Genomic DNA, 24,097 nt, shown 5'->3' on the forward strand with positions numbered 1-24,097 from the left:
GCGAAGCCGCTCCGGGAAGGGAGCGGCTTGTCCGCCAAGCCGGCCCCGCGGCAGCTCATTCCCGCAGAAGAAATTCGGCGGCGGCTTTCTCATCGCCGTTAACGGCGATGACGAGCCGGTGCGGACCGGGGTAATGCTTGCGCGTGCTCAGATTGCGGAACGAATGCGACCGCGACAGAACGGTTGCGCCCGGAGCGAACGGCTTGTCCGCCAGCTTGAACCACTTGCGCGAGAGCTTGCCGCCCGATTTGACGAAGTCGATCCCGTACGCGACGCGCAGCTTCTGCGGCTTGTCCGACCCGTTCGCGATCTCGCATTCGAATGTCAGGCTGCCGCCGATCCGCGCCTCCTCTGCGGACAGCCGGAGACGGCTTACCCGCACGTCGTCTGCGGACTCGTATCCGAACAACGACAGAGCCTCCTCGTCGCCGTGACGGAACAGCGTCCGGCAGCCGTGCCGGAGAATCCAGTCCGTATCGGGATGCTGCCCGGACCAGCGGACCGCCAATTCCTTCACAAGCTCCGGGTGATCCTTGGCGATGTCGTTCAGGTTGTTGGCGACGCTTCTTCGGACGTAGAGAGACGGGTCCCGCTTGAGCCGCTCCAGAATGGGAAGGACCGGCGAAGGATCGCGCTTCAGCCCGTTCAGCGCCATCGCCCAGGGAAGACGCGGACGGCAGCCCTCGCTGGCCAGCCTGCGCACATGCTCGTTCTCGTGCTCCGCCCAGCGCAGCATCTGCGCCATCATCCGTTCGGTATCGCGGACGATAAAAGGCCGAACGGCGAATTCGGCGCTGGAGAAGCGCGTCAGCCATTCCAGGGCGGGCAAGGACGCCTCCCAGTCGTCCAGACCGTACCGCTCCACGAAAGCGGGGAAAAACAAATATTCGAACCCGCTGCAGACCGGAGCCAGCCGGTTTAACACGTCCAACGCTTCGCGGTAATCGCCCGGGAGCGTCTCGCGCAGAACTTCGGCCAGCCGGGAGAATCGCTGCTTAAGCTCCAGCCGCTCCCAATCGCCGTCCAGCGCCAGGCTCACGAATCGCTCCTCGGGGAAATCCGCGCGGACGCTCCGCGCAACGGACGCGAAGTTCTCCAGAAACTCCCGGTTCAGTCGGTCCTTTAATTTATCCGCCACATGATCACCGTCTCGCATCTAAAGAATTGACACCAGTATAACACCAAACAAACGTTCGCACAACCTCCCGGCGTGCGGCGTTCGTTGCATGCACGCGATCCGGGGCGAAACCATGCGGCGGTCGACCCGTACGTATGGGAGACGGAAGCGGCCCGACGGCTTGCGCTTCCGATGCGTGACGGAAGAAAAATTCACGATCCGGGGAGGAACGCAACAAAATGATCGATACGATCCTGCTGCTCTTGATATTGCTCGTGCTGCTGAACATCAACTCCAAGCTGCCCCGGCGCGACCTCATCAAGGAAGCGGCCGAGCGGGACGAGGCGAAGAAGGAACAGTTCCGCCGCGATCTTGAGGACCGGCTTCGGTCCGAGGCGCAGTCGGAGAAAGATTAGACGGCAGCCGGCACGGCGGCCCCTATCCGCGGGGAGGCTGGCTGGCGGGGGGGCGGCAAAACTCGGCAGGCAGCCTTGCAAAATCGGGGGCGTGCCGGCTTCAAGAGCGGCAAGTGCACGCAGGCTTCAAGAGCGGCGGGCGGCTGAGGACCAGGCACGGGGCCGGGATTTCCGGCGAACGGAACGCGAAGTCGAGCTTCGTTCTGTTATCGGCGGGCCTTCTCCCGGGGGCCCGCATCTCCCGAAGAAAAACGGCGTTCCGCCTTCGTGAGAAGGACGGAACGCCGTTGCCGCGTCTGCGGGGACTCTTGCCGTCAGCGCATCTGCGCGAATGCCCGGTCGGCGGCCTCGATCGTCGCGTCGACATCGGCTTCGGTGTGCGCCGTGGTGATAAACCAGGCTTCGTATTTCGACGGGGCGAGGCAGATGCCCTGGTCCAGCATCAGCCGGAAAAACCGGGCGAACGCCTCGCCGTCGGTGTCCTGCGCCTCCGCGTAGTTCGTGACGGGATGGTCGCAGAAATGCGTCGACAGCGCCCCGGCGACCCGATTGATCGTCAGCGGGATGCCGTGACGTCCGGCGGCTTCGGCCAGCCCGGCTTCGAGGCGGGCGCCGAGCTTCGTCAGATGCTCGTATACGCCCGGCGCTTGAAGCGCCTCAAGGCAGGCGATGCCTGCGGCGATGGACGCCGGGTTGCCCGCCATCGTGCCGGCCTGGTAAGCCGGTCCGAGCGGGGCGACCTGCTCCATAATCTCCCGGCGGCCGCCGTACGCGCCGATCGGCAGTCCGCCGCCGATGATTTTGCCCATCGCCGTCAGGTCCGGCTCGATCGCCGCCGTGTCCGGGAATGCCGCGCCGTACGTCTGCGCCGCCCCGTAATGGAAGCGGAACGCGCTGATCACCTCGTCGTAGATGACGAGCGCTCCGTGGGCGCGCGCGGCCCGGCACAGATGCTCCAGGATGCCGGGCTTCGGCATCACGATGCCGAAGTTGCCGACGATCGGCTCGATCATCACGGCGGCGACTTCGGAGCCCCAGCGATCGAGAGCGGCGTCCAGCGCTTCCGGGTCGTTATACGGCACGGTGATAACCTCCTGCGCGATGCCTGCCGGGATGCCCGCGCTGTCGGGAATGCCCAGCGTCGACGGACCCGATCCGGCGGCCACCAGCACCAGGTCGGAATGGCCGTGGTAGCAGCCGGCGAACTTGACGATCTTCGTCCGTCCCGTATACGCCCGGGCGACGCGGATCGTCGTCATGACCGCCTCCGTGCCGGAGTTCACGAAGCGGACTTTGTCCAGCGACGGAATCGCGTCCTTCAGCATGCGGGCGAACGTGATCTCAAGCTCGGTCGGCGTGCCGTACAACGTGCCGTTCAGCGCCGCCCGCGAGATCGCCTCCGCGACATGGGGATGGCCGTGGCCGAGGATGATCGGGCCGTACGCGGCCAAATAGTCGATATAGCGGTGGCCGTCCTCGTCCCAGAAGTAGGCTCCCTGGCCGCGCTTCATAAACACGGGCGCGCCGCCGCCCACCGCCTTGAACGAGCGGGACGGGCTGTTGACGCCGCCGACGATGTGTTCGAGCGCCTCGCGGTACAATTGCTCCGAGCGAGGCCGCGCCGAGGTGTTTGCAGTAGGGGACATGTTCGATCAGCTCCTTATAAACTCCGGGCCGGACTTCGAACGAATGCCGAAGTGCCGGCCCGCTGGCAGACGTTTGCTAGAGTCTTTGCGCTGCAGTTACATCAATTCTCGCTGCCTTTGTCGAAATCGCCATAATCGGCCCAATTGGCCGCGTGCAACGAGAACATGTGCGGTTGCAGCGGCGGTGGCGGCACATTCGACATTTGCAGTTACACAAAATTCGGTTTGCGTCGATGAAGGCTGACGCGGCATCCGGCGAGACGCGGCCGAAGCGGCGGCCGAAAGTCGGCCCGCCCCGCTTACCTCGCCTTGGCGGTCGGCCGCGGCGTCGGCGAAGAAGAAGGCGGCGCCGAGCCGGAAGGCGACGGGGACGCGCCGGCTGCGGCGAACAAGTCCTGCACGTGCTTTTGCAGCGCCTTCGGATCGACCGTCAGCACCGAAGCTCCGCCGATCGTCCGCTCCTGCAGCAGATGGCTCGGCGGAATCTGCTCCCCGACGATGCCGTTCGAACGCGCCTCCATGCCCAGCATGCCGAGCTTGATCATATCGTTCACCGTCAGATTCGTGTCGATATACGGGTCGATGTCGCGGATGATGCGCGGCAGCTTCAAGACCGACGACGTCGTCTGCAGCTCGTTCGCCAGCGCGGTCAGGAATTTTCTCTGACGCTCCGTGCGGGCGTAGTCGGACAGCGCGTCGTGGCGGAACCGGACGTACTGCAGCGCCTGATGGCCGTTTAACCGCTGCAGCCCCTTTTTCAAATCGATCGAGTATTCGGGGCCGTCCGCCTTGCTGATATACTTCATGTTCTTCTCGACGTCGATCTCCACGCCGCCGACGGCGTCGACGACCTTGATGAACCCTTGGAAATCGGTATACACATAATATTGAACCTGCAAGCCCAACAGGTCGCTCGCGGTTTTCATCGCGAGATTCGGGCCGCCGATCGCCACGGCCGCATTGAACCGGTCCTTGCCGTGGCCGGGGATGTTGACGTACGTGTCCCGAAGAATCGAGAACAGATGGGCTTTTTTCGTCGCCGGATCGATGGAGACGACCATATTGGAGTCGGAGCGGGGAATTTCCTTGCTTTTGACCCCGCGGGAGTCGACGCCGAGCAGCAGGATATTGACCCGCTGTTTGCCCTCCCACTTGGGAGGCGTATACTCGTTGCGCTTCTCCGTTGGCATCGCCTCGTAAAATTCGGACAGCGGCGAATTGCCTTCTCGGTCGTTCAGCTTGTCCATCGAACGGTACAAATCAATCGCATAATAAGTGCCCGGCAGCACGATAAACAGCAGGAGAAGCAGGCCGATCCACTTGAGCGCTTTTTTCAAAACGGGTTCGCAACTCCTTTCCTTGCGGCCTCCGCCGCGTATGGTTTTGAGGATGGAAGAAGGAAAAGGCGAGAAACAGCGTCCCGTTTTCATTTTTTCTCGAAAGGACGAATCCGTTCCTTCACGAACGCTTAGCGGGCTGTCGCCGAATCCGGCGAGGCCGGCTGGCGTTTATCCCTGCCAGACGTTATTGTATGATGATATAGAAATTATATAAACAATCGACACAAAAGTCGAATGGGGGGATCCGAATGTACGCCATCCGAGTCGAAAAGCTGCGCAAGGAATTCAAGGTGCAGCGCAGCCGGGAAGGGCTTAAAGGCGCGTTCCGCGATCTGTTCCGGCGGGAATACACGCTGGTCCGCGCCGTCAAGGATATCAGCTTTGCCATTCCCCAAGGGGAAATTTGCGGATATATCGGAGAAAACGGCGCGGGAAAATCGACAACGATCAAGATGCTGACCGGCATCCTCGTGCCGACGTCCGGCGAGCTGCGCGTGAACGGCTTCGTGCCGTACAAGGACCGGGAGAAGTTCGTTCGCGGCATCGGCGTCGTATTCGGGCAGAGGAGCCAGCTATGGTGGGACATCGGCGTCATCGAGTCGTTCCGCCTGCTGCGCAAGGTGTACCGGGTGCCCGAAGCGGACTTCAACAAGCGGCTGAACGAGCTGGTCGAACGTCTGCAACTGCAGGACATCCTCAACCGGCCCGTGCGCAAGCTGAGCCTCGGCCAGCGGATGCGCTGCGAGCTGGCGGCGGCGCTGCTGCACAACCCGTCCATCGTCTTCCTCGACGAGCCGACGATCGGCCTCGATATCGTGGTCAAATCGGAAATCCGCGAATTTCTCAAGGAGATGAACCGGGAGCACGGCACGACGATCCTGCTGACGACGCACGACCTGCAGGATATCGAGGCGCTCTGCTCGCGGGTCATCATGCTCGACGACGGCCGCATCATCTACGACGGCGGTCTGGAGGAGCTGAAATCGACGTGGGGCAAGGGCAAGGAAATCGTGTTCCAGTTCGGCTCGCCCGTGCCGCTGTCCCAGCTTGAGATGCTGACGCCGGACATGCCGGTGCGCTGGTCCGTGAACGCCGAGGGCTCCGCCAGCGTGTGGATTCCGCGGCAGGGCGACGCCGTCGCCGTCTCCGACGTGCTGTCGCGGGTAGTCGGCCGGTTCGACATCCGGGATATGAAGATTCTGGAGCCGAACACCGACGATATCGTGCGCGAGATTTACCGCGTCGGCAGCGCGGAAGCCGGCGGGGCCGGCCCGGCCGAAACGGGCGGCACCCCGGCGGGCAGGGAAGCGATGCGCGCATGACGGGCGCTTACCTGGAGCTGATTCGCATCCGGTTTATGACGATGCTGGCTTACCGGATGAACTACTACAACGGGATTATCATCTACGCGATCAATATCGGCGCGTATTATTTCCTGTGGCAGGCCATTTATTCCGGCAGGGACGAGCTCGCGGGACTGACCGCCGGCCAGATGACGACCTACGTCGCGGTGTCGTGGATGGCGCGGGCGTTTTATTTCAACAACCTCGACCGCGAAATATCGAACGAGATCCGGGACGGGAGCCTGGCGATCCAGATGATCCGCCCTTACCACTATCTCGTCGTGAAAATGATGCAGGCGCTCGGCGAAGGGTTGTTCCGGCTGCTGCTGTTCACGATCCCGGGGCTGGCCGTCGCGCTGCTGTTGTTCCCCGTGAAGCTGCCGGCCGATCCGGCGGTGTGGGCGATGTTCTTCGTCATGATCGGGTTCAGCTTCCTGATCCATTCGCAGATCAACATGCTGACGGGCCTCTGCGCCTTCTACCTGGAAAATAACGAAGGCCTCATGCGCATGAAGCGGGTGGCGGTCGATCTGCTGTCGGGGCTGGTCATTCCGGTCAGCTTGTTCCCGGGCTGGGCGGAGACGATCGTGAAGTGGCTGCCGTTCCAGGCGATCACGTATGTGCCGGGTTCGGTGTTCGCGAGCGGAGCGCGGGGCGCGGACGCCTGGCAGGCGCTCGGGCTGCAGGCCTTCTGGTGCGCCGTGCTGCTCGTTCCGATCGCGCTCTTGTGGCGCTCGGCGCGCCGGCGACTGTTCGTGCAGGGAGGTTGAGCGATGCGGTTTTATGCGGCACTTTGGCTGGATTATCTGAAAAACTACTTCAAGACGCGCATGACGTACCGTTCCGACTTCTGGGTGGAGATCGTAAGCGACCTGATGTTTCTCGGCATGAACCTGTTTTTCGTGCTGGTCGTGTTCGGACACGTCGATCGGCTGGGCGGCTGGACGCTCGACCAGATGATTTTCATCTATGGGTATTTTATGGTGCCGTACGGCATTTTCCAGTGCTTTTTCAACTTGTGGAATTTCTCGGAGCGGTATATCGTCAAGGGCGAGATGGACCGCGTCTTGACGCGCCCGGTGAACAACCTGTACCAGCTGCTGCTGGAAAATATGGATCCCGCGTCCTTGTTCTCGGCGCTTGCGGGGCTGCTCATCATGGCGTATGCGTGGCCTCGGCTCGGCGTCGAGCTGGCGTGGCACGATCCGCTTGTGCTGCTGCTGCTCGCCGCGGGCTCGGTTTTGATCTACGGCGGAGTGTATATCGCGCTGACGTCGCTGTCGTTCTACACGGACGCCCCGACGGGCATTCTGCCGCTCGTCTGGAATATTCAGAACTACGGCCGTTATCCGGTGACGATCTACAATCGGGCGATCCGGTGGCTGCTGACGTTTTTCCTGCCGTTTGCGTTTGTCGGATTTTACCCGGCGGCGTATTTCCTCGACCGGGACGATTGGGGGACGGTGGCGCTGATGACGCCGGTCGTCGGCCTCGTATTTCTCGCGGTCGGGCTGTTCTGCTGGAACCGGGGCGTGTCCAAATACCGGGGGGCCGGCTCGTAAACGGGGGATGACCGTTCGCGGGGCGGAAAAGACGGAAAAACCAGAACTAGTGGAGGGGACTTTCATGAAAAAATGGGATGCAACGGCGATCGGCGAGGTGCTGATCGACTTTACGCCGGCGGGCGCAGGGGCGCAGGGCAACCCGGCTTACGAAGCGAATCCGGGCGGCGCTCCCGCGAACGTGCTCGCGGCGCTCGCCAAATGGGGCAGGAAGACGGCGTTTATCGGCAAGGTGGGGGACGACACGTTCGGCGCTTCGCTTCGGCGTACGCTGGAGAATTGCGGCATCGACGTCCGCGGCCTGGCCGTGTCGGGCGAGGCGCGTACGACGCTCGCGTTCGTGCATCTGGCGCCGGACGGGGATCGCTCGTTTACGTTCTACCGGCAGCCGGGCGCGGACATGCTGCTGACGGAGGCGGAGGTTCCGGCGGAGCTGGCGGAAGGTTCGCGCGTGTTCCACTTCGGCTCCGTCTCGATGACGCACGAGCCGAGCCGGTCCGCGACGCTGGCAGCGGCGGCCCGCGCCCGCGAAGCCGGGGCGCTGGTCTCGTACGATCCGAATCTGCGCGAGCGGCTGTGGGGAAGCCTCGACGAGGCGCGCGAATGGATACGCCGGGGGCTGCGGCTGGCGCACGCGCTGAAGCTGTCCGAAGAGGAGCTTGTCTTCCTGACGGGCGAAACGGACCTGAGGTCCGGCACGGAGCGGCTGTTCCGCGAATTCGGCACGCGGCTGATCGTCGTGACGCTCGGGCCGAACGGGTGCTATTTCCGGCTGGGGGAGGCGGACGGACGGGTCGAGGGCTATCCCGTCAAGGCCGTCGACACGACCGGCGCGGGCGACTCGTTCTGGGCCGGCCTGCTGTTCGGCCTGCTGGGGCATCTCGATGCGGGCGGCACGCTGGATACGCTGACGGAGGAAGACGTGCGCCGGATGGCAGCGTTCGCCAACGCGGCCGGAGCGCTGACGACGACCGCGCCGGGCGCGATCCCGGCTCTGCCCGAGCTGGAGAAGGTGAGAGAGCTGGCGGGAGAGCGTCGGTAATCCGGAGCAACCGGCCCTACAAGGAAAACGGCCGACGCTTGGCGGCATAAACGGGCGTGGATCTGCGCATAGAAATGGCTGTAAGCATCGGCATACGGAACAGGAGGACTGACATACGATGATGAAACCGGAAAACGGCGCGCCGGCCGCGCCCTTGCAAGTCGGCGACCTTGCGCCGGAGGCGAAGCTGCCGTCGACGGAAGGAAAGGACGTGTCGCTCGCGGACTATCGCGGGAAGTTCGTCGCGCTGTTTTTTTACCCGCAGGATCTGACGCCAACTTGCTCGCAGGAGGCGTGCGATTTCCGCGATTACGCCGCGGAGTTTCAAGCCGCCGGGGCGCAGGTGATCGGCGTGAGCCCCGACCCGATCGAGCGGCATCGCAAATTTATCGCCAAATACGGCTTGAATTATCCGCTCGTCTCGGACCCGGAGCACAAGTGGATCGGCCCGTTCGGCGTCTGGGCGAGGAAAAAGCTGTACGGCCGCGAGTACATGGGACTCGTGCGCTCGACGTTTCTGATCGGACCGGATGGCCGGATCGTACGCGAATGGCGCAACATCCGGGTCAAAAACCACGTCGACCGCGTCCTGGAGGCGGTGCGCGAGCTGTCGGAGGCGGCCGGAGGGAAAAAAGCCGGAACGAAGGCTATGTCCAAGGCGTCAAAGACGTGAAGACGCGAGGAGCGGAACCGGCGGCGCACGAAAGCAGGGGCTAAAGTGCTAGGCCGGGCGCGGCCGCAATGGCGCGGAAGGCCCGATGGCAAGCCGCATGCGCCGCTTCTCGTCCGTCCGGACGGGATCGGCGCGAACTCGAAACCAATAGCCGGGCGAACCGGGCCCGGACCGAAGGGGAGCATAGCCATGACGGATTACCGGATCGATACGTATACAGACCGATATGTAATCTATGAGCTGACGGAGGCGTCGACAAGCTCGTCCGTCCGCATCTGCCCCGAACGGGGCGGCATCGCGATCGGCTGCCGGCTTCGCGGCGAGGAATTGTTTTACCTGGACCGCGGCACGTTCCTGGACCCGCAGGCCAATATCCGCGGCGGCAATCCGGTGCTGTTCCCGATCAGCGGCCAGCTGCGGAACGGCGAATACGAGTGGGAAGGCCGGACCTACCGCATGCGCAACCACGGCGTGGCGCGCGTCAAGCCGTGGCGCGTGACGGGACGGTCGACGGACGGGGAGGCGGCGCTCGAGCTGACGCTGGACAGCGACGCAGAGACGCTGGAGTCGTATCCGTTCGCCTTCACGCTGCGGTTCACCTATGCGCTGAAGGACGGGAAGCTGACGATCCGCCAGCAGTACGTCAACCGTTCGGACCGGCCGATGCCGATGTATCCGGGCTTCCATCCGTATTTTGCGACGGAGGACAAGGCCATCGTCTACGAGACGGACGCGACCCGTTACCTCGACTACAACGACATGACGGAGAAGCCGGTGAACGGGGCAATCGATCTGAACGGGCTGGTGGAATCGGTGGCGCTGCTCGATCCGAAAACGCCGGAAATCGCGTTTCCGCTGTCCTCCGGGTCCCGCGTGCGCATGACGTACAGCGAGCATTTCAACTATGTCGTGCTGTGGTCCGTTCAAGGCAAGCCGTTCATCTGCGTCGAGCCGTGGATGGCGATGACGGGCGAGCTCAACCGCGGACCGGAACTGGTGATGGTCGCCCCGAACTCCGCCTTGTCCGCGGAACTGGCGATCGAGCGGGTTTAGGCGAGGACTGCCCGCTTGCAGGGGGCGAATCCGCGCAACCGCGGCTCGCCCTTCGCTCGTCCGCGCTTCAGGGGATCGCCGGCACGATTTTTTCGCGGGGATGCCGTACAGAAGGACGGTTCTGAAATAAGCCCTCCGTTCATATCATCTAGCAAACGGTCAGAGAGCCGATTTGATAGATGAACCGGAGGGACTTGCATGCGGAAAACCTTGAAAACGCGGCGGCTGGCGGCTTGGGCGCTGGCGCTGGTTACGATAGCGGCGGGGACGGAAGGCGTCGCGGCGGCGGCGGAGCGGGAAACGTCTCCAGCCTTGACCGAGGCCGATCGGGCCGTCTACGAGCGGCTGGTGCGCGGGGAACGGGTATATCCCGACCGGGCGTACGCCGCTCCGGACGAACCGACGGTCTATTTGTCGTTTGACGACGGCCCCTCCAAGTGGACGCCGCAGGTGCTGGACATTCTGCGAGAGGAGGGCGTAAAGGCGACGTTCTTCATGCTCGGCTCCCAGGCGGAAGCGTACCCGGATTACGTGCGGATGGTGGCCGAAGAGGGCCATGCGATCGGCAATCATACGTATAATCACCGGTACGGCGAGCTGTACCCGGAATACGAATCGTTCCGCGATCAGGTCGAACGCACTTCCGGCATCTTGGCCGGCATATTGGGCGAGGCGCCCCGGCTCGTGCGCGCCCCCGGCGGCTCGTCCGGACACTTTACGCCGTTTCACTTCTACTTGCTGGAGCAGGCGGGGTATGCCGTCTTCGACTGGAACGTGGACAGCGGGGACGCGCTGCGCCGCAATGCCCGCGCGGCCGACATCGTCAGAGGGGCGACGCCGGCCAAGCTTCCCGCCGCGCCGCATGTGCTGCTGCACGACGGCGGCAACCGCGAACAGACGGTGGCGGCACTCCCCGAGATCATCCGCTACTACAAGGACAAGGGCTACCGCTTCGGCAAGCTGGATGCTTCCGTCGAGCCGGTGCAGTTCCGCTACAGTCCCGGCACGCCGCCGGGCCGGCCGATGACGGAGAAGCGGTTCGGGAATCTGTTGGCGGAGGCGCGGCGGATCGCGGCGGAGCGGGGCATCGGCGGGGATTCGCCCGCCGTCCCCGGGGAAGGCTCCCGGGAGGAGGGCCCGCTGCGTCTGACGGCCGGTCCTTCCGGACGGTCGGCGACGCTCGAAGCCGGCGAATACGAGCTGACCGGCGGCCGCTTCTGGGTATCGCCGGCGCGGCTGGCGGAAGTTCTCGGGGCGGACGCGCGGCCGGCGGAAGCGCCGGGCGGCGCCGTCACGGTTCGGGCCGGCAAGCGCGTCATTCGGATCGATCCCGCGCTCCGCTCCGTCCTGCTGATCGACCTGTCGGGATACACGAAGCGGCTGACGCTGGCGGAGATGAAGACGGTCGGCGGGGAGCTCCGGGTGCCGCTTCGGACGGCGGCGGAATGGTTCGGAAGCGGCGTCGCCCGCTACGATCTGGCGCCGGAGCGGCACGTCGAGCTGATGCCGGCCGGCAGCTTCGCGCCGAGTCTTGCCGGCTGGCGGGCGCCGCTCTGGAGCGGCCCGGAACGGAACCGGCCGTCCGAGGGCGCCCCGTCGTCTTCGGGACGTCCGGCGGACGGCCGGCTGGAGAAATTGCTGTGGGGTCCGGCGGCGATCGTGCTGGCGGCGTCGGCCGCCGTCGGGTTGTCGGCTCATGCCGCTGCGGCTTACCGCGCGCGATGAAGATCGGCCGGTTCGAGCCCGGCGCGTTCCTTGGCCGCTTCCGCCTCCGCGACGGCCCGTTTGCCCAACCGGGCGATCACCAGGTCTTCCATCGGCGGATTGTGCAGGCCGAACCGCACGTCCCGGTACAACCGCTGCAGCGGATGGGAGCGCGCCAGCCCGTGCGCCCCGACGATGCGCATCGCCCGGTCGACGACGGACAGCGCCGTCTGCAGCGCGAAGACTTTGACCGAGGCCAGCTCCGGCACGAGCGAAGCCGCTTCCGGCCGCCCGCGCAGTTCGTCCCAGCGGGCCGCCACCGCGTACAGGTAGTGGCGCGCGGCCGACAGCTCCAGCTCGATCTGTCCGAGCTGCTGGCCCACATTCGGCGCGTACAGGATGGGATGGTCGAGCGAGTTGGGCTGGTACGACGCGGCGAACTTCAAGGCTTCCTTGCGGGCGGCCAGCGCGATGCCCAGATAACAGGCCGGAATGTGCAGCAGATACGGATTGGGAGACTGATGGTACGCTTTCTTCGCTGAGTACACGAGCGCCTCCTCCGGCACGACGGCCTGGTCGAGCACCAGGTCGTGGCTGGCGGTTCCCCGCATGCCGGCCATGCGCCAGGTCGGGTCGATCGACACTCCCGCGGTCTCGCGGGGAACGAGAAACTCCGCTTCGGCATCGTCCAGCACGGCCGTCACTATAAAATAATCGAGCACCGGAGCCAGCGTCGTAAACGTCTTGCGGCCGTTCAGCCGGTAGCTGCCGTCCGGCAGCCGCTCCGCTTATTTTCGCATGGCGCAGCCCGAGATCGGATCACTTCAAGACGCGTTCCGGAAGGGGTATTACAAAATTTACAAAAAAATATATAATTTATAAACAGATCCATCTTCGTCGGCAAAGGAGGGAGATCATGAAGGACAATCTGCGACGGTTACTGGACAAGGAGTTTTTCTCTTTGGATGTATCCTTGCAGAAACAAGTTTACGCTGACTTCTACCGCTTGGCGTACAGGTTTTCGATGAACATCGCGAAGGACCATGGGACGGCGGAAGAAGTCGCGCAAGAAACATTTTTGAAAGCGCTTCGCCATCCGCCCGGCGTCGACTCGGAAGCGCAATTCGTGGCATGGGTGAAAGTGGTCGCTCGGAATCTGACGAGGAATGCGATCCGTCAACGGAACAAATTCCGTCTCGGAGAGGACCTCGAAGGCATTGCGGCTCGTCTGTCTTGCCATAAAGCGACCACCGAACAGAGGTCGAGACGAAGCTGCTGTTGCAGCATGTTCGCGAATGCCTCGAGGAGATGAATCCGGAGTACCGGAAATTGATCGAATGGAAGTGGAACGAGAAGTCAAACCGCGAGATCGCCTGCGCCTTCGAATGGACGGAAGGGGCCGTTAAGCAGAAGCTTCATCGGGCGAGAAAAGCGCTTCGGAAGAAAATGAATCCATAATGGCGGAACGGTTCATCGGATTTCTGTTCGATCCAGCCACAAGTCATCCAGTGTTTTGAGTTGGCGCTCGGCAAGGAATGCGGTCGTGCTGGTTTCGATCGCGTCGAGCAGCCGATGCCACGAAGCGTCATGGACGCGATACGATGCCGTACTTCGATCGACGGCGGCGAGCCAGGTCGCATCGAACTCGCGAAAGGCCGTAATGTGGTCTCGCCTCGATTGATCCAATTGGATCGGGCCTTCGACCTCCCCATCGTAGAAATAACGCACTATCTTCATAGCATTCACCGTGCTTTGAGTGTAGTGAAACGAGTCGTCTCGCAGCCCGAGACGAACGGCAAGTTCGCGATATGCTCTGAGGATGCCGGCCATGTCCTCATGCAACGACATTAACAGATGTCTTTGGCGGCTTCTGATCGTTCCCTTCTCCAGGATGTCGGCATAGATCCGATCGCTTGTTTCCAACCACTCGACGAACCGGCGCATATCCTCATCCAGCCGGTAAGAGACGTAAGCTTCATATTTTTCTTTCGCGGCATATTGCCCCGCAGCGAAGACGACAGCCGCAACAAAGGCGGTCCAGGCGGCGATGAGGCCGCGCTTTGTTCGTAAGACCTGCATCCAACGGTGCAAGCGATCACCCTCTTTTTTCTTTATATTACAACGTTTGGGGTAGTCTGCCAACCGGAACGGAGGCCGATCGTTCGCCGTGCGAATAGCAAAGCGGCGGCGAAAGCCGCCGCTCCGTCCGTTGCGTTCGTTACGGCGCAACGTAGTACGTAAAGGTGACTTCATTGCTGCTCGAATCGTGGAGAAGACCGTTGTAATATACGTCCCACTTCGCCGTCATGACGCCGTTGGCCGTAGCCGACGTTTTGGTGTCGCTTTCGTATTGCACCGTCGTCTGAAGAATCAGATGATGTCCCGTGTTCGTTCCGTTAATATCCGTATAGCGGAACAGCTGGTGATTTTTCGAGTTCGCCCCCTCGACGACGGTAGGGTCGGAATTCAACTTAATGTTGGAGGTTCCCAATACGACGTCTTTGTCCGTGCCCGTGTCGATAATGGCATTGATCCAGCTTCGGATTTCGCTGATAGAAGGGGCGGCGGGCAATAACCGGGTATGCAACTTCTCGAATATTTTCATTCCGAGCTTCGATCCGGTAGAGCCGCTCGACAGCCGTCCGTCGATCATGGCGTGAACAATCGTCGATTTCGCGCCGACGGCGGTGGCGAGCTTGACGTTCTGGTAGCGGAAAGGGTTGTCCAAGCGGCGGTCCGTCGTGCCGTTTACGCTGACACGCTCGGCGATTTTGAAGCTGTTCGTCCAGGTGGATTCGTTTGTAACGTCCAGCGCCTTCCAAGAGCCGTAAGGCAATGAATAAGCTTGGACGAGATCGTTGCCAATATAGAAGGAGGCGTAGTATGTCGTGCTATGGACCCAATCCGAGAAGTAGCCGACGGCTGTCGTGCCGAAGCCGTCGGACGGATTCCTGACGCCCAGCATCCGCTTCAGCGGCTCGTCGGTGGGAAGCTCCTTCTGCTCATACGGGGCGATGACTCGAGCGAACCAGAAGAAATCTTTCATCGTATCGATCTTCTTATCGTGTGTGACGACCACGTTCTTGAGCGAGTCCGGCAGCGCCAACTCGAACAACAGCAGTTGATCTGCCCGGTCCTTGATGTACAGCTTCAGGTGCGGAGCGTTTCTCAGCCGATTGTCGGCGATCGTCTTGTCCGCAGCTTTGTCATTGTATATTTCGAACAGCAGGACGTCGAATTGACCGCCGCTGTCCGAAAGGTCGCCCACGACGCTGTTGATCGAGCTCTGCTGTTTGTAACTTTTAAACAATTCGCCGGAGGCGGCGAGCGTTTTGCTCTCGTTCCCGTATTGAATATCCGCCTTGAATTGCACCTCAGCGTCCTGGATTTGAATGTCGTACAACCGGATGGAAGCGTTCTTGTCCAAGCGGCTGACGGCGTCAGCCGAGCTGCCCGGCTTGCCGTACAGTTCGTTGAACGAAGCGATCGGCAGGGCGATGCCCGTTCCTTCAAGCGATTCGTCGTCTTGGTTCGGAGCAGCATAGGCGGGGAAACAGAACAACATAAAAAAGGCCGTAATCAGCAACATGCGAAATGCTTTCCTCATGACGTACCAACTCCTTTTCCTTCGATTTGGAAGCGTCGGCTGTCGCCGCTCCCTGTGACGTTTTAGCTGGGTGATTGCGGATTCTTGACGCTCCTTTTTGCGTTTGGATATAATGAGGGTTATTGAAATTCGGTGGGGGGCCATTATGAACAAGCCAAACGAAATGATCGTCGTCCTGGACTTCGGCGGCCAATACAACCAGTTGATCGCGCGTCGCATCCGCGACCTCGGCGTCTACAGCGAGCTGCTGCCTTATTCGACGCCGGTGGACAAGCTGCGCGAGCTGAATCCGAAGGGAATCGTGTTCTCCGGCGGTCCGTCGAGCGTATACGGCGAGGATGCGCCGAAGGTCGATCCGGGCATCTACGAGCTGGGCGTGCCGATTCTGGGCATCTGCTACGGCATGCAACTGATGGCTTATCAGTTGGGCGGCAAGGTCGAACGCGCGGGTAAACGCGAGTACGGCCGGGCCGAGGTCGAGTTCAAGCCGCACAGCCGTCTGCTGGGCAAGCTCGAACCGAAGCAAGTGATGTGGATGAGCCACGGCGACCATGTCACCGAGCTGCCGGCCGGCTTCGTGCTGGACGCCGCCACGGATCATGCGGTCGCGGCGATGAGCAACGCGGACCGCAAGCTGTTCGGGGTACAGTTCCATCCCGAGGTTCGCCATTCGGTGAACGGCAACGAATTGATCGGCAACTTCCTGTTCGACATCTGCGGATGCTCGGCGACCTGGACGATGGAATCGTTCGTGGAGAATACGATCCGCGAGATTCGCGAGCAGGTCGGCGACAAAAAGGTGCTGTGTGCGCTCAGCGGCGGCGTCGATTCGTCCGTCGTGGCCGTGCTGGTTCATAAAGCGATCGGCGACCAACTGACCTGTATGTTCATTGATCACGGCCTGCTGCGCAAGGGCGAAGCGGAGAGCGTCATGGACACGTTCGTCGGCAAGTTCGACATGAAGGTCGTCAAGATCGACGCGAAGGACCGGTTCCTCGGCAAGCTGAAGGGCGTATCCGATCCGGAGCAGAAGCGCAAGATTATCGGCAACGAGTTTATCTACGTGTTCCAGGAGGAATCCGCGAAGTTCGACGACTTCGAATTCCTAGCGCAAGGCACGCTGTATACGGATATCGTCGAGAGCGGAACGGCTACCGCGCAGACGATCAAGTCCCATCACAACGTCGGCGGCTTGCCGAAGGACATCAAGTTCAAGCTGGTCGAACCGCTGAAGGCGCTGTTCAAGGACGAAGTGCGCCGCGTCGGCGAAGAATGCGGCCTGCCGCCGGAGATCGTCTGGCGCCAGCCGTTCCCCGGACCGGGTCTGGCGATCCGCGTGCTGGGCGAAGTGACGGAGGAGAAGCTGGAGATCGTGCGCGAATCCGACGCGATTCTTCGCGAGGAGATCGCCAAAGCCGGTCTCGACCGCGAGATCTGGCAATACTTCACCACGCTGCCGAACATCAAGAGCGTCGGCGTCATGGGCGACGAGCGCACGTATTCGCATACGGTGGGCATCCGCGCGGTGACGTCGATCGACGGCATGACGGCGGACTGGGCCCGCATCCCGTACGACGTGCTGGAGCGCATCTCCAACCGGATCGTCAACGAGGTGCCGAACGTCAACCGGATCGTCTACGACGTGACGTCGAAGCCGCCGGCGACGATCGAGTGGGAATAATAAGAGCCGCATATTTTACGCCAGCCCCGGCCGGGAACTTCCCGCGCCCGGGGCTTTTTGGCCTGCCGGGCGATAATTTGCCGCGGCGCGCGGTGCGCTCGGCGCTCCCCGGTGCGGGCTGCCCCGCGGACCCGCGCTTCTCCCGAGCTTCGCCTATTCCCGCGCCTCCCCTGATGCCGCTTCCCCGACTCCCGTTCAAGCGCGCGAATCGATTCGAGCTTAGTTATAAATCCCATTGACAACCTCAATCCGGCGTGTTTATGATTAGTTGTGGAAATCGACACTTTTCGTATAATCCCGGGAATATGGCCTGGGAGTCTCTACGGGGTCACCGAGAATGATCCTTCTACGAAGAGGTCGGGCTTATTTGTCGTGCGGTCGTTTTTGCGCCAGGCGTCCGTATGCGACCGAGAACCCGATCGAACGTGGAATCCCGTAGGCACAATTGCTTGCGGGATTTTTTGCGTTTCCGGGAATACTTTTTTTCATGGGGAAAAAGGGGGAAATGGCATTGGATCGTTTATTTAAATTGCGCGAGCACGGGACGACAGTGCGCACCGAGCTGATCGCCGGTTTAACGACCTTTATGACGATGGCGTACATTTTGTTCGTCAACACGCTGTTCTTGGGCGAAGGCGGGGCCGGCATCCCGAATGAGGCTGTATTTTTCGCGACGGCCGTCGGCGCGGGGCTGGTGACGCTGGCGATGGGCTTTTTCGTCAACGTTCCGATCGCGCTGGCGCCGGGCATGGGGCTTAACGCTTATTTTATGACCGTCGTCCTGTCCTCGGGCGGCGAAATCACCTGGCAGATCGCGCTGGGCGCGGTGTTTCTGTCCGGCATTGTCTTTATTATCCTGACGGTGACGAAAGTCCGGCAGATGCTGCTGGTCGCCGTGCCGCATAACCTGAAGTACGCGATTACGGTCGGCATCGGCCTGTTCATCACGATTATCGGGCTCAAGCTGAGCAATCTGATGATGGTCAGCGTCAACCCGGGCACGAAGGTGGACGAGGCGGCGGGCGCGGTGCTGAGCTCGAACCAGTTCAACATCATTCTCGGCGATCTGATCCACAACCGGGATACGCAACTGACGCTGATTACGCTGTTCCTGATCGCACTGCTGATGGTGATGAAGGTTCGGGGGGCGCTGCTGATCGGCATCATCGCGGCGACGTTGATCGGCATTCCGATGGGCGTTACGAACCTGGACGGATTAAGCGGCAACTGGCTGCCGGACTTCAGCAACCTGGCGGTCGGGAAGCTGGATATCGCGGGCGCGATCGGCGTCGGCATCGTCGAGATCATCTTCGTCTTCACGTTCGTCGAGCTGTTTGACACGTTCGGCACGCTGGTCGGCACGGCCGATCGGGCGGGTCTGCTGAAGGATCAAGAGAAAGGCGAGAAAACAATCGGCAAAGCGATGCTCGTCGACGCGGCCGGGGTCAGCGCGGGCGCGCTGCTCGGCACGAGCACGATCACCGCTTACGTCGAAAGCACGAGCGGCGTCGCCGAAGGCGGCCGCACGGGGCTGACGGCGGTAACGACCGGCGTCCTGTTCCTGCTGGCGCTGTTCATCGCGCCGCTGGCGCTGACGGTTCCGTCCGCGGCTACCGCTCCGGCGCTGATTATCGTCGGCGTCCTGATGATGGCGCAAGTGCGCCAGATCGAGTGGGACAACTTCCTGCTCGCCTTCTCGGCCTTCCTCACGATCGTCATGATGCCGTTCACGTACAGCATCGCTAACGGAATCGCAGCCGGGATCGTCAGCTATACGTTCCTGGGCACGATCAGCAACTTCTTCACGACGAAGCGCGTCAACGTCCACTGGCTGATGTGGGTGCTGACGGTGCTGATCGTAATCCGTTACGCCTTCCTTGGCGGAGAATAAGGAGTGAGAAGGCGGCTTTTCGAAGCGGCGCAAGCTTCGGAGGGTCGCCTTTTATAGTCTCTCGCGGGCCCGGCGTCCTCCTTCCTGGCAAATCGCCATTCCGGGACATACGAAGCCCGGAAGCGGAGAGGCCGGCAAGCGCGCGATGGACGAAGCCAATTGCAGAAACGTTGCGGCGAAGCCGGAGACGAACGAAGTCGACGGACCGGTTCGTCACACCCTGATAAAAAACGAATGATCAACAAAATATCGACCGAAATGTTCGGTTTTACGCTTGACGTCCGGCTCCTGCGGGGGTACACTGAAAAGAGCAATGAAGCAAATTTCGGTGTCAGCCGCCGGAAGCGGCCGGCCACTGGCCGGCGGATTCGGCAGGAATAAGAGACGTCCAAGAGGCCGGGAGCGATGAAGTCCGGACTTTGGACTTTTTTCATTTTGCACATGGGGGATTTACGATCATGGCCATTCAGGTTGGCGTCATTATGGGCAGCACATCCGACTGGGAGACGATGAAGCACGCTTGCGCGATTTTGGACGAACTGGGCATCGCGTACGAGAAGCGGGTCGTATCGGCGCACCGCACGCCCGATCTGATGTTCCAATACGCCGAAACCGCCGTCGAGCGGGGGCTCAAGGTGATCATCGCGGGCGCCGGCGGAGCGGCGCATCTGCCCGGGATGGTGGCGGCGAAGACGGAGTTGCCGGTGATTGGCGTGCCGGTCAAATCGTCGAACCTGAACGGGCTGGATTCGCTTCTGTCGATCGTGCAGATGCCGGGCGGCGTGCCTGTTGCGACTGTGGCGATCGGCACGGCGGGAGCGGTGAATGCCGGACTGCTGGCGGCTCAGATCTTGGCGACGAACGACGCGGAGCTGCTCGCGAAGCTTCGCCGGCGACGCGCGGCGACGCGCGAACAGGTGCTGGCGTCGGCATCCGAGCTCGTTTGAGACAGAACCCCGAGGAGGACGTGACGTGACAGCAGCAGTTCAGAACAAAACCGAATCGCACCCGACGATATTGCCCGGCTCGACCATCGGCGTGCTCGGCGGAGGGCAGCTCGGCCGCATGCTGGCGATCGCGGGCCGCAATATGGGATACCGTTTCGTGACGCTCGATCCGGGAGCGGACTCGCCTTGCGGACAGGTGGCGGACAAGCAGATCGTCGCCGCGTTCGACGACGTGGCGGCCGCCCGCCAACTGGCGGAGCTCTCCGACGTCATTACGTACGAATTCGAGAATGTCAACGCCGAAGTCGCGAAGCTTCTGCAGGAGGAATCGTACGTGCCGCAAGGCAGCCGGCTCCTGTATACGACGCAGCACCGGCTCCGGGAGAAGCGGGCGATCGAGGCGGCCGGCGCGCCGGTCGCGCCGTATGCGGAGATCCGAGATCTGGAGGGGCTGCGCGAGGCGGTATCGCGGTTCGGAACGCCCTGTGTGCTGAAGACGTGTATGGGCGGCTACGACGGGAAAGGACAGTTCGTGATTCGCCGAGGCGACGAAGCCGAGCTGGCGGAGGCGTTCGCGGCGCTCGGAGGCGGATCGGCCGAGCTGGTGCTGGAGCAGTTCATCCGCTTCGAGCGGGAGCTGTCCGTTATCGCGGCGCGAAGTCCGCGCGGCGAGACGAGGGCGTTCCCGCCGGCCGAGAACGTCCACGTGGACAACATTCTGCATCTGTCTATCGTGCCGGCCCGCGCGGGAGCGGACGTGCTGAAGCGCGCGGAGGAGCTGGCGGTCCGGATCGCCGAATCGCTCGACGCGGTCGGGCTGATCGCGGTCGAGATGTTCCTGACGGCGGAAGGCGAGCTTTACGTGAACGAACTGGCGCCGAGACCGCACAACTCCGGCCACTACACGATGGAAGCGTGCGAGACGTCCCAGTTCGAGCAGCATCTGCGCGCGATCTGCAACCTGCCGCTCGGACCGGTCGGCCTGCTGACGCAGGTCGTTATGGTGAACGTGCTCGGCCAGCATGTGCAGCCGGTGCTGGACTGGCTCCGCGAGGACGACCCGAGCCTGCCGGAAGGCGTCGTGCCGAAGGTGCATCTGTACGGCAAGGCCGAGGCGAAGGCGCAGCGCAAGATGGGGCATATCAATCTGCTGACGGCCGACACGGAGCAGGCGCTCGAATGGGTGCGGCGGTCGCCGATCTGGCGGGACCGGGAGCGGGGATAAGTTCCCCGCCGGCCGGCAGACGAAGGGGCGATCGGCCGTAATTGCCGGTAAATAGTCTTGTCCCCTGGCCGGGGATGCCGGGCCGTCGAACCCGGCGGCCGAATCCTATTTTTGACGATGACGGAGGTTGAACATGCTAGCGCGTTATTCGAGACCGGAAATGGCACGGATCTGGACGGAGGAAAACAAATTCAAGGCATGGCTCGAAGTGGAGCTTTTGTCCTGCGAGGCCTGGGCGGAGCTTGGCGTCATCCCCAAGGAAGACGTGAAGCGGCTGAGGGAAAAAGCAACGTTTAACGTGGACCGAATCTACGAGATCGAGCAGGAGACCCGCCACGACGTGATCGCCTTCACCCGCTGCTTGTCGGAGTCGCTCGGCGAGGAGCGCAAATGGGTCCACTACGGCTTGACGTCCACCGACGTGGTCGACACCGCTCTCGGGTATTTGCTGCGGCAGGCCAACGAGATTTTAGAGCGCGACATTGTGAACTTCATCGAAATTTTGCGCGAGCAAGCGGTCAAATATAAAGATACCGTTATGATGGGCCGGACGCACGGCGTTCATGCGGAGCCGACGACGTTCGGGCTGAAAATGGCGCTGTGGATGGAAGAAATGAAGCGCAACCTGGAGCGTTTCCGCCAGTCGGCCAAAAACGTCCAGTTCGGCAAAATCTCGGGTGCGGTCGGCACGTATGCGAACATCGACCCGTTCGTGGAGCAGTACGTGTGCGAGAAGCTGGGCCTCAGCCCGGCGCCGGTGTCCACGCAGACGCTGCAGCGCGACCGCCACGCGGACTATATGGCGACGTTGGCGCTGATCGCGACGTCGATCGACAAGTTCGCAACCGAGATCCGGGCGCTGCAAAAAAGCGAGTTCCGCGAAGTCGAGGAGCCGTTCGCGAAAGGCCAGAAGGGCTCGTCCGCGATGCCGCACAAGCGGAATCCGATCGGCTGCGAGAACATGTCCGGGCTGTCCCGCGTCATCCGCGGCCATATGATCACGGCGTACGAGAACGTCGCCCTGTGGCATGAGCGCGACATCTCGCACTCGTCCGCGGAGCGCGTCATTTTGCCGGACGCGACGATCCTGCTGGACTACATGCTGAACCGGTTCATGAACATCGTCAAGAACTTGACCGTGTTCCCGGAAAATATGAAGCGCAACATGCAGCGCACGTACGGCGTGCCGTTCTCCGGCCGCGTCATGACGAAGCTGATCGACAAGGGCCTCTCCCGCGAGACGGCGTACGATACCGTTCAGCCGCGCGCGATGCAGGCATGGGAGGAGCAGCGGCCGTTCCGCGAGATCGTCGAGAGCGACGAAGTGATCACGAAGTATTTGACCCCCGAGGATATCGAGGACGCGTTCGACCCTTCGTGGCACGTCAAGCACGTCGACACGATCTTCAAGCGGCTGGGCTTGCTGGATTAACCGGAGCAGCCGTCCGGCGGGGCGGTGACCCTGCTTGAAGGGCTGCCGGCCGGATGCGGCGGGCCGATGCTGCGGCCGCGAACGGATGAGGAGGAGAAGGGAATCCCATGAGCATACTTACATTGGGAACGGCGGTCGGCCGGGTCCATGCGCCGCTGATTTATAAAGGAAAGGTTCGGGAACTGTACGATCTGGGCGAGCATATGCTGATCGTCGTCACCGACCGGATCAGCGCGTTCGACTACGTGCTGCGGCCCGAAGTGCCGGACAAGGGCAACATGTTGAATCTGATCAGCAAGTTCTGGTTCGAGCGCACGGCGGGCATTCAGGACAACCATGTCGTGCACGCCGACATCGACCGGCTTCCGGCGGGCGTGATCGCCGCCGAAGACCGCGAGCTGTTCCGCGACCGGATCATGGTGGCGAAGAAGGCGAAGCGGATCGACATCGAATGCGTCGTGCGCGGGTATATAACCGGCGGCGGCTGGCGGCAGTACCGGAAGTCCGGCGAAGTGAACGGCGTCAAGCTGCCGGAGGGACTGCGCAAGAACGAGCGGCTGCCGGAGCCGATCTTCACCCCCGCGGCGAAAAACGACGTCGGCCACGACGAGGACATCCCGTTCGAGCGGATGGCGGAGCTGGTCGGCGCGGATACGGCGGCGGACCTGCGCGAGAAGTCGCTGCGGCTGTACCGTTACGCGCATGACCACTGCTTGAGCCAGGGCATCATCCTCGCGGACACGAAGTTCGAATTCGGCGAGATCGACGGGCGGATCATCCTGATCGACGAGATTTTCACTCCGGACTCGTCGCGCTACTGGGCGCAGGAGAACTATGCGCTCGACACCGAGATCGAGAGCATGGACAAAGAGCCGGTCCGGACGTATCTGGCCGGATCGGGCTGGGACAAAAACAGCGAGCCGGACCCGCTGCCGGAACATGTCGTCGCCGAGACGACGCGCCGGTACCGCGATATATACACCCGCCTGACGGGCGTTCCGCGCGGATAGCGCGGCGCCGGGAGGCGGCGGAAGCCCGGCGGCGACGGCTTGCCGGAGCGCGAGCGGCGCCACGGCAGCGAGAGTGCGCTGGTGCGCGCGGTGTCCCTGGCGAGGCTCGCGGCGCGCGGGGCGCCTCCCCGGCGGGAAGCGGCTGCCTCGCGGAATTAACGATATAAAATATCGGTAATCGCCAAAATCGACCAAGCCGATCCAGTCTTAACGATATAAAATATCGCAATCGGCCCGATATAGCCTTCATTAGACCGAAAATTCCGGCGGTAATGATATTTTTTATCGTATTCGCCGATAAAACGCCGCCCGACAAACCCGTTAACGATAAAATTTTATCGTATTCGCATTCGGACTCGGCGGAACGTGGAGCCGCGCGAGCCACCCGAGCACCCTTACCCTACTATT

The 24,097-nt window shown here is 62.2% G+C and carries 22 protein-coding genes and 1 riboswitch; of the genes, 16 read left to right on the forward strand and 6 right to left on the reverse strand.

Annotated features, from left to right (window positions below; genetic code table 11):
• Positions 1-55: 55 nt before the first annotated feature.
• On the reverse strand, positions 56-1,138 hold the full coding sequence (locus tag FE781_RS11095) for a DNA alkylation repair protein (RefSeq protein WP_138789693.1): 1,083 nt from the start codon (positions 1,136-1,138) through the stop codon (positions 56-58).
• Between the two features lie 218 nt (positions 1,139-1,356).
• Between FE781_RS11095 and FE781_RS17495 the strand changes: the two genes are divergently transcribed.
• The gene (locus tag FE781_RS17495) at positions 1,357-1,533 is read left to right on the forward strand and encodes a hypothetical protein (protein ID WP_170209517.1); all 177 of its coding nucleotides are present in this window, start codon (positions 1,357-1,359) and stop codon (positions 1,531-1,533) included.
• Positions 1,534-1,847: 314 nt separating this feature from the next.
• Here FE781_RS17495 and FE781_RS11100 read toward each other — a convergent pair whose 3' ends face one another.
• Both FE781_RS11100 and FE781_RS11105 read right to left on the reverse strand, forming a co-directional pair.
• Positions 1,848-3,179 (reverse strand): glutamate-1-semialdehyde 2,1-aminomutase, encoded by a 1,332-nt coding sequence (locus tag FE781_RS11100; RefSeq protein WP_138789694.1) that lies wholly within the window; start codon positions 3,177-3,179, stop codon positions 1,848-1,850.
• A 299-nt stretch (positions 3,180-3,478) separates the two neighbouring features.
• The gene (locus FE781_RS11105; protein ID WP_425464976.1) at positions 3,479-4,495 is read right to left on the reverse strand and encodes an LCP family protein; all 1,017 of its coding nucleotides are present in this window, start codon (positions 4,493-4,495) and stop codon (positions 3,479-3,481) included.
• Between the two features lie 272 nt (positions 4,496-4,767).
• On the opposite strand from FE781_RS11105, the gene FE781_RS11110 reads away from it, so the two are divergent.
• The 7 genes from FE781_RS11110 to FE781_RS11140 all read left to right on the forward strand — a co-directional run bounded on the left by FE781_RS11110 (position 4,768) and on the right by FE781_RS11140 (position 11,917).
• Positions 4,768-5,841, forward strand: coding sequence for an ABC transporter ATP-binding protein (locus FE781_RS11110; protein WP_138789695.1), 1,074 nt, complete (start codon positions 4,768-4,770; stop codon positions 5,839-5,841).
• The gene (locus FE781_RS11115; protein ID WP_138789696.1) at positions 5,838-6,632 is read left to right on the forward strand and encodes an ABC transporter permease; all 795 of its coding nucleotides are present in this window, start codon (positions 5,838-5,840) and stop codon (positions 6,630-6,632) included. Before FE781_RS11110 ends, FE781_RS11115 begins: the two co-directional genes overlap by 4 nt.
• Before the next feature lie 3 nt (positions 6,633-6,635).
• Entirely contained in the window at positions 6,636-7,424 is a 789-nt protein-coding gene (locus FE781_RS11120) for an ABC transporter permease (RefSeq protein WP_138789697.1), read from the forward strand.
• Positions 7,425-7,488: 64 nt separating this feature from the next.
• Entirely contained in the window at positions 7,489-8,466 is a 978-nt protein-coding gene (locus FE781_RS11125; RefSeq protein WP_138789698.1) for a PfkB family carbohydrate kinase, read from the forward strand.
• A 118-nt stretch (positions 8,467-8,584) separates the two neighbouring features.
• Positions 8,585-9,139: a thioredoxin-dependent thiol peroxidase gene (bcp, locus tag FE781_RS11130; protein WP_246068145.1), complete on the forward strand. Its 555-nt coding sequence runs from the start codon at positions 8,585-8,587 to the stop codon at positions 9,137-9,139.
• 189 nt (positions 9,140-9,328) lie between these two features.
• The gene (locus FE781_RS11135) at positions 9,329-10,192 is read left to right on the forward strand and encodes an aldose epimerase family protein (RefSeq protein ID WP_138789699.1); all 864 of its coding nucleotides are present in this window, start codon (positions 9,329-9,331) and stop codon (positions 10,190-10,192) included.
• Between the two features lie 198 nt (positions 10,193-10,390).
• Positions 10,391-11,917: a polysaccharide deacetylase family protein gene (locus tag FE781_RS11140; protein WP_138789700.1), complete on the forward strand. Its 1,527-nt coding sequence runs from the start codon at positions 10,391-10,393 to the stop codon at positions 11,915-11,917.
• Here the strand turns inward: FE781_RS11140 and FE781_RS11145 are convergent.
• Positions 11,902-12,675, reverse strand: a complete 774-nt coding sequence (locus FE781_RS11145; protein WP_138789701.1) for an acyl-CoA dehydrogenase family protein — start codon at positions 12,673-12,675, stop codon at positions 11,902-11,904. The genes FE781_RS11140 and FE781_RS11145 overlap by 16 nt on opposite strands.
• 245 nt (positions 12,676-12,920) lie before the next feature.
• Between FE781_RS11145 and FE781_RS18155 the strand changes: the two genes are divergently transcribed.
• Complete coding sequence (locus FE781_RS18155) at positions 12,921-13,208, forward strand: RNA polymerase sigma factor (RefSeq protein ID WP_379252843.1); 288 nt, start codon at positions 12,921-12,923, stop codon at positions 13,206-13,208.
• Positions 13,175-13,354 carry an RNA polymerase sigma factor gene (locus FE781_RS11155; RefSeq protein WP_138789703.1) on the forward strand — a complete coding sequence of 60 codons (180 nt, stop codon included), beginning with the start codon at positions 13,175-13,177 and terminating at the stop codon, positions 13,352-13,354. Before FE781_RS18155 ends, FE781_RS11155 begins: the two co-directional genes overlap by 34 nt.
• Before the next feature lie 12 nt (positions 13,355-13,366).
• Here FE781_RS11155 and FE781_RS11160 read toward each other — a convergent pair whose 3' ends face one another.
• Both FE781_RS11160 and FE781_RS11165 read right to left on the reverse strand, forming a co-directional pair.
• The gene (locus FE781_RS11160; protein ID WP_170209519.1) at positions 13,367-14,149 is read right to left on the reverse strand and encodes a hypothetical protein; all 783 of its coding nucleotides are present in this window, start codon (positions 14,147-14,149) and stop codon (positions 13,367-13,369) included.
• The gene (locus FE781_RS11165) at positions 14,115-15,503 is read right to left on the reverse strand and encodes a hypothetical protein (protein WP_170209520.1); all 1,389 of its coding nucleotides are present in this window, start codon (positions 15,501-15,503) and stop codon (positions 14,115-14,117) included. Before FE781_RS11165 ends, FE781_RS11160 begins: the two co-directional genes overlap by 35 nt.
• A gap of 145 nt (positions 15,504-15,648) precedes the next feature.
• Between FE781_RS11165 and guaA the strand changes: the two genes are divergently transcribed.
• From guaA to FE781_RS11195, 6 genes are all read left to right on the forward strand, one after another.
• Positions 15,649-17,184, forward strand: coding sequence for a glutamine-hydrolyzing GMP synthase (gene guaA / locus FE781_RS11170; protein ID WP_138789706.1), 1,536 nt, complete (start codon positions 15,649-15,651; stop codon positions 17,182-17,184).
• A gap of 267 nt (positions 17,185-17,451) precedes the next feature.
• A riboswitch (purine riboswitch) is annotated at positions 17,452-17,553 on the forward strand.
• A 142-nt stretch (positions 17,554-17,695) separates the two neighbouring features.
• Positions 17,696-19,075, forward strand: coding sequence for an NCS2 family permease (locus tag FE781_RS11175; RefSeq protein WP_138789707.1), 1,380 nt, complete (start codon positions 17,696-17,698; stop codon positions 19,073-19,075).
• Between the two features lie 458 nt (positions 19,076-19,533).
• Complete coding sequence (gene purE, locus FE781_RS11180) at positions 19,534-20,022, forward strand: 5-(carboxyamino)imidazole ribonucleotide mutase (protein ID WP_138789708.1); 489 nt, start codon at positions 19,534-19,536, stop codon at positions 20,020-20,022.
• Positions 20,023-20,047: 25 nt separating this feature from the next.
• Entirely contained in the window at positions 20,048-21,247 is a 1,200-nt protein-coding gene (purK, locus tag FE781_RS11185; RefSeq protein WP_211346349.1) for a 5-(carboxyamino)imidazole ribonucleotide synthase, read from the forward strand.
• 133 nt (positions 21,248-21,380) lie between these two features.
• Entirely contained in the window at positions 21,381-22,679 is a 1,299-nt protein-coding gene (gene purB / locus FE781_RS11190; protein ID WP_138789710.1) for an adenylosuccinate lyase, read from the forward strand.
• A gap of 107 nt (positions 22,680-22,786) precedes the next feature.
• Entirely contained in the window at positions 22,787-23,689 is a 903-nt protein-coding gene (locus tag FE781_RS11195; RefSeq protein ID WP_138789711.1) for a phosphoribosylaminoimidazolesuccinocarboxamide synthase, read from the forward strand.
• Positions 23,690-24,097: the final 408 nt, after the last annotated feature.

It is taken from the genome of Paenibacillus thermoaerophilus (assembly GCF_005938195.1).
Taxonomy (GTDB): domain Bacteria; phylum Bacillota; class Bacilli; order Paenibacillales; family Reconciliibacillaceae; genus Paenibacillus_W; species Paenibacillus_W thermoaerophilus.

Coding starts and splice junctions, on each gene's coding strand:
- FE781_RS18155 (WP_379252843.1), top strand. CDS start 12,921: ATGAACATCGCGAAGGACCATGGGACGGCGGAAGAAGTCGCGCAAGAA.
- FE781_RS11110 (WP_138789695.1), top strand. CDS start 4,768: ATGTACGCCATCCGAGTCGAAAAGCTGCGCAAGGAATTCAAGGTGCAG.
- FE781_RS11165 (WP_170209520.1), bottom strand. CDS start 15,503: ATGAGGAAAGCATTTCGCATGTTGCTGATTACGGCCTTTTTTATGTTG.
- guaA (WP_138789706.1), top strand. CDS start 15,649: ATGAACAAGCCAAACGAAATGATCGTCGTCCTGGACTTCGGCGGCCAA.
- FE781_RS17495 (WP_170209517.1), top strand. CDS start 1,357: ATGATCGATACGATCCTGCTGCTCTTGATATTGCTCGTGCTGCTGAAC.
- FE781_RS11115 (WP_138789696.1), top strand. CDS start 5,838: ATGACGGGCGCTTACCTGGAGCTGATTCGCATCCGGTTTATGACGATG.
- purB (WP_138789710.1), top strand. CDS start 21,381: ATGCTAGCGCGTTATTCGAGACCGGAAATGGCACGGATCTGGACGGAG.
- bcp (WP_246068145.1), top strand. CDS start 8,585: ATGATGAAACCGGAAAACGGCGCGCCGGCCGCGCCCTTGCAAGTCGGC.
- FE781_RS11100 (WP_138789694.1), bottom strand. CDS start 3,179: ATGTCCCCTACTGCAAACACCTCGGCGCGGCCTCGCTCGGAGCAATTG.
- FE781_RS11120 (WP_138789697.1), top strand. CDS start 6,636: ATGCGGTTTTATGCGGCACTTTGGCTGGATTATCTGAAAAACTACTTC.
- FE781_RS11125 (WP_138789698.1), top strand. CDS start 7,489: ATGAAAAAATGGGATGCAACGGCGATCGGCGAGGTGCTGATCGACTTT.
- FE781_RS11195 (WP_138789711.1), top strand. CDS start 22,787: ATGAGCATACTTACATTGGGAACGGCGGTCGGCCGGGTCCATGCGCCG.
- FE781_RS11140 (WP_138789700.1), top strand. CDS start 10,391: ATGCGGAAAACCTTGAAAACGCGGCGGCTGGCGGCTTGGGCGCTGGCG.
- purE (WP_138789708.1), top strand. CDS start 19,534: ATGGCCATTCAGGTTGGCGTCATTATGGGCAGCACATCCGACTGGGAG.
- FE781_RS11160 (WP_170209519.1), bottom strand. CDS start 14,149: ATGAAGTCACCTTTACGTACTACGTTGCGCCGTAACGAACGCAACGGA.
- FE781_RS11135 (WP_138789699.1), top strand. CDS start 9,329: ATGACGGATTACCGGATCGATACGTATACAGACCGATATGTAATCTAT.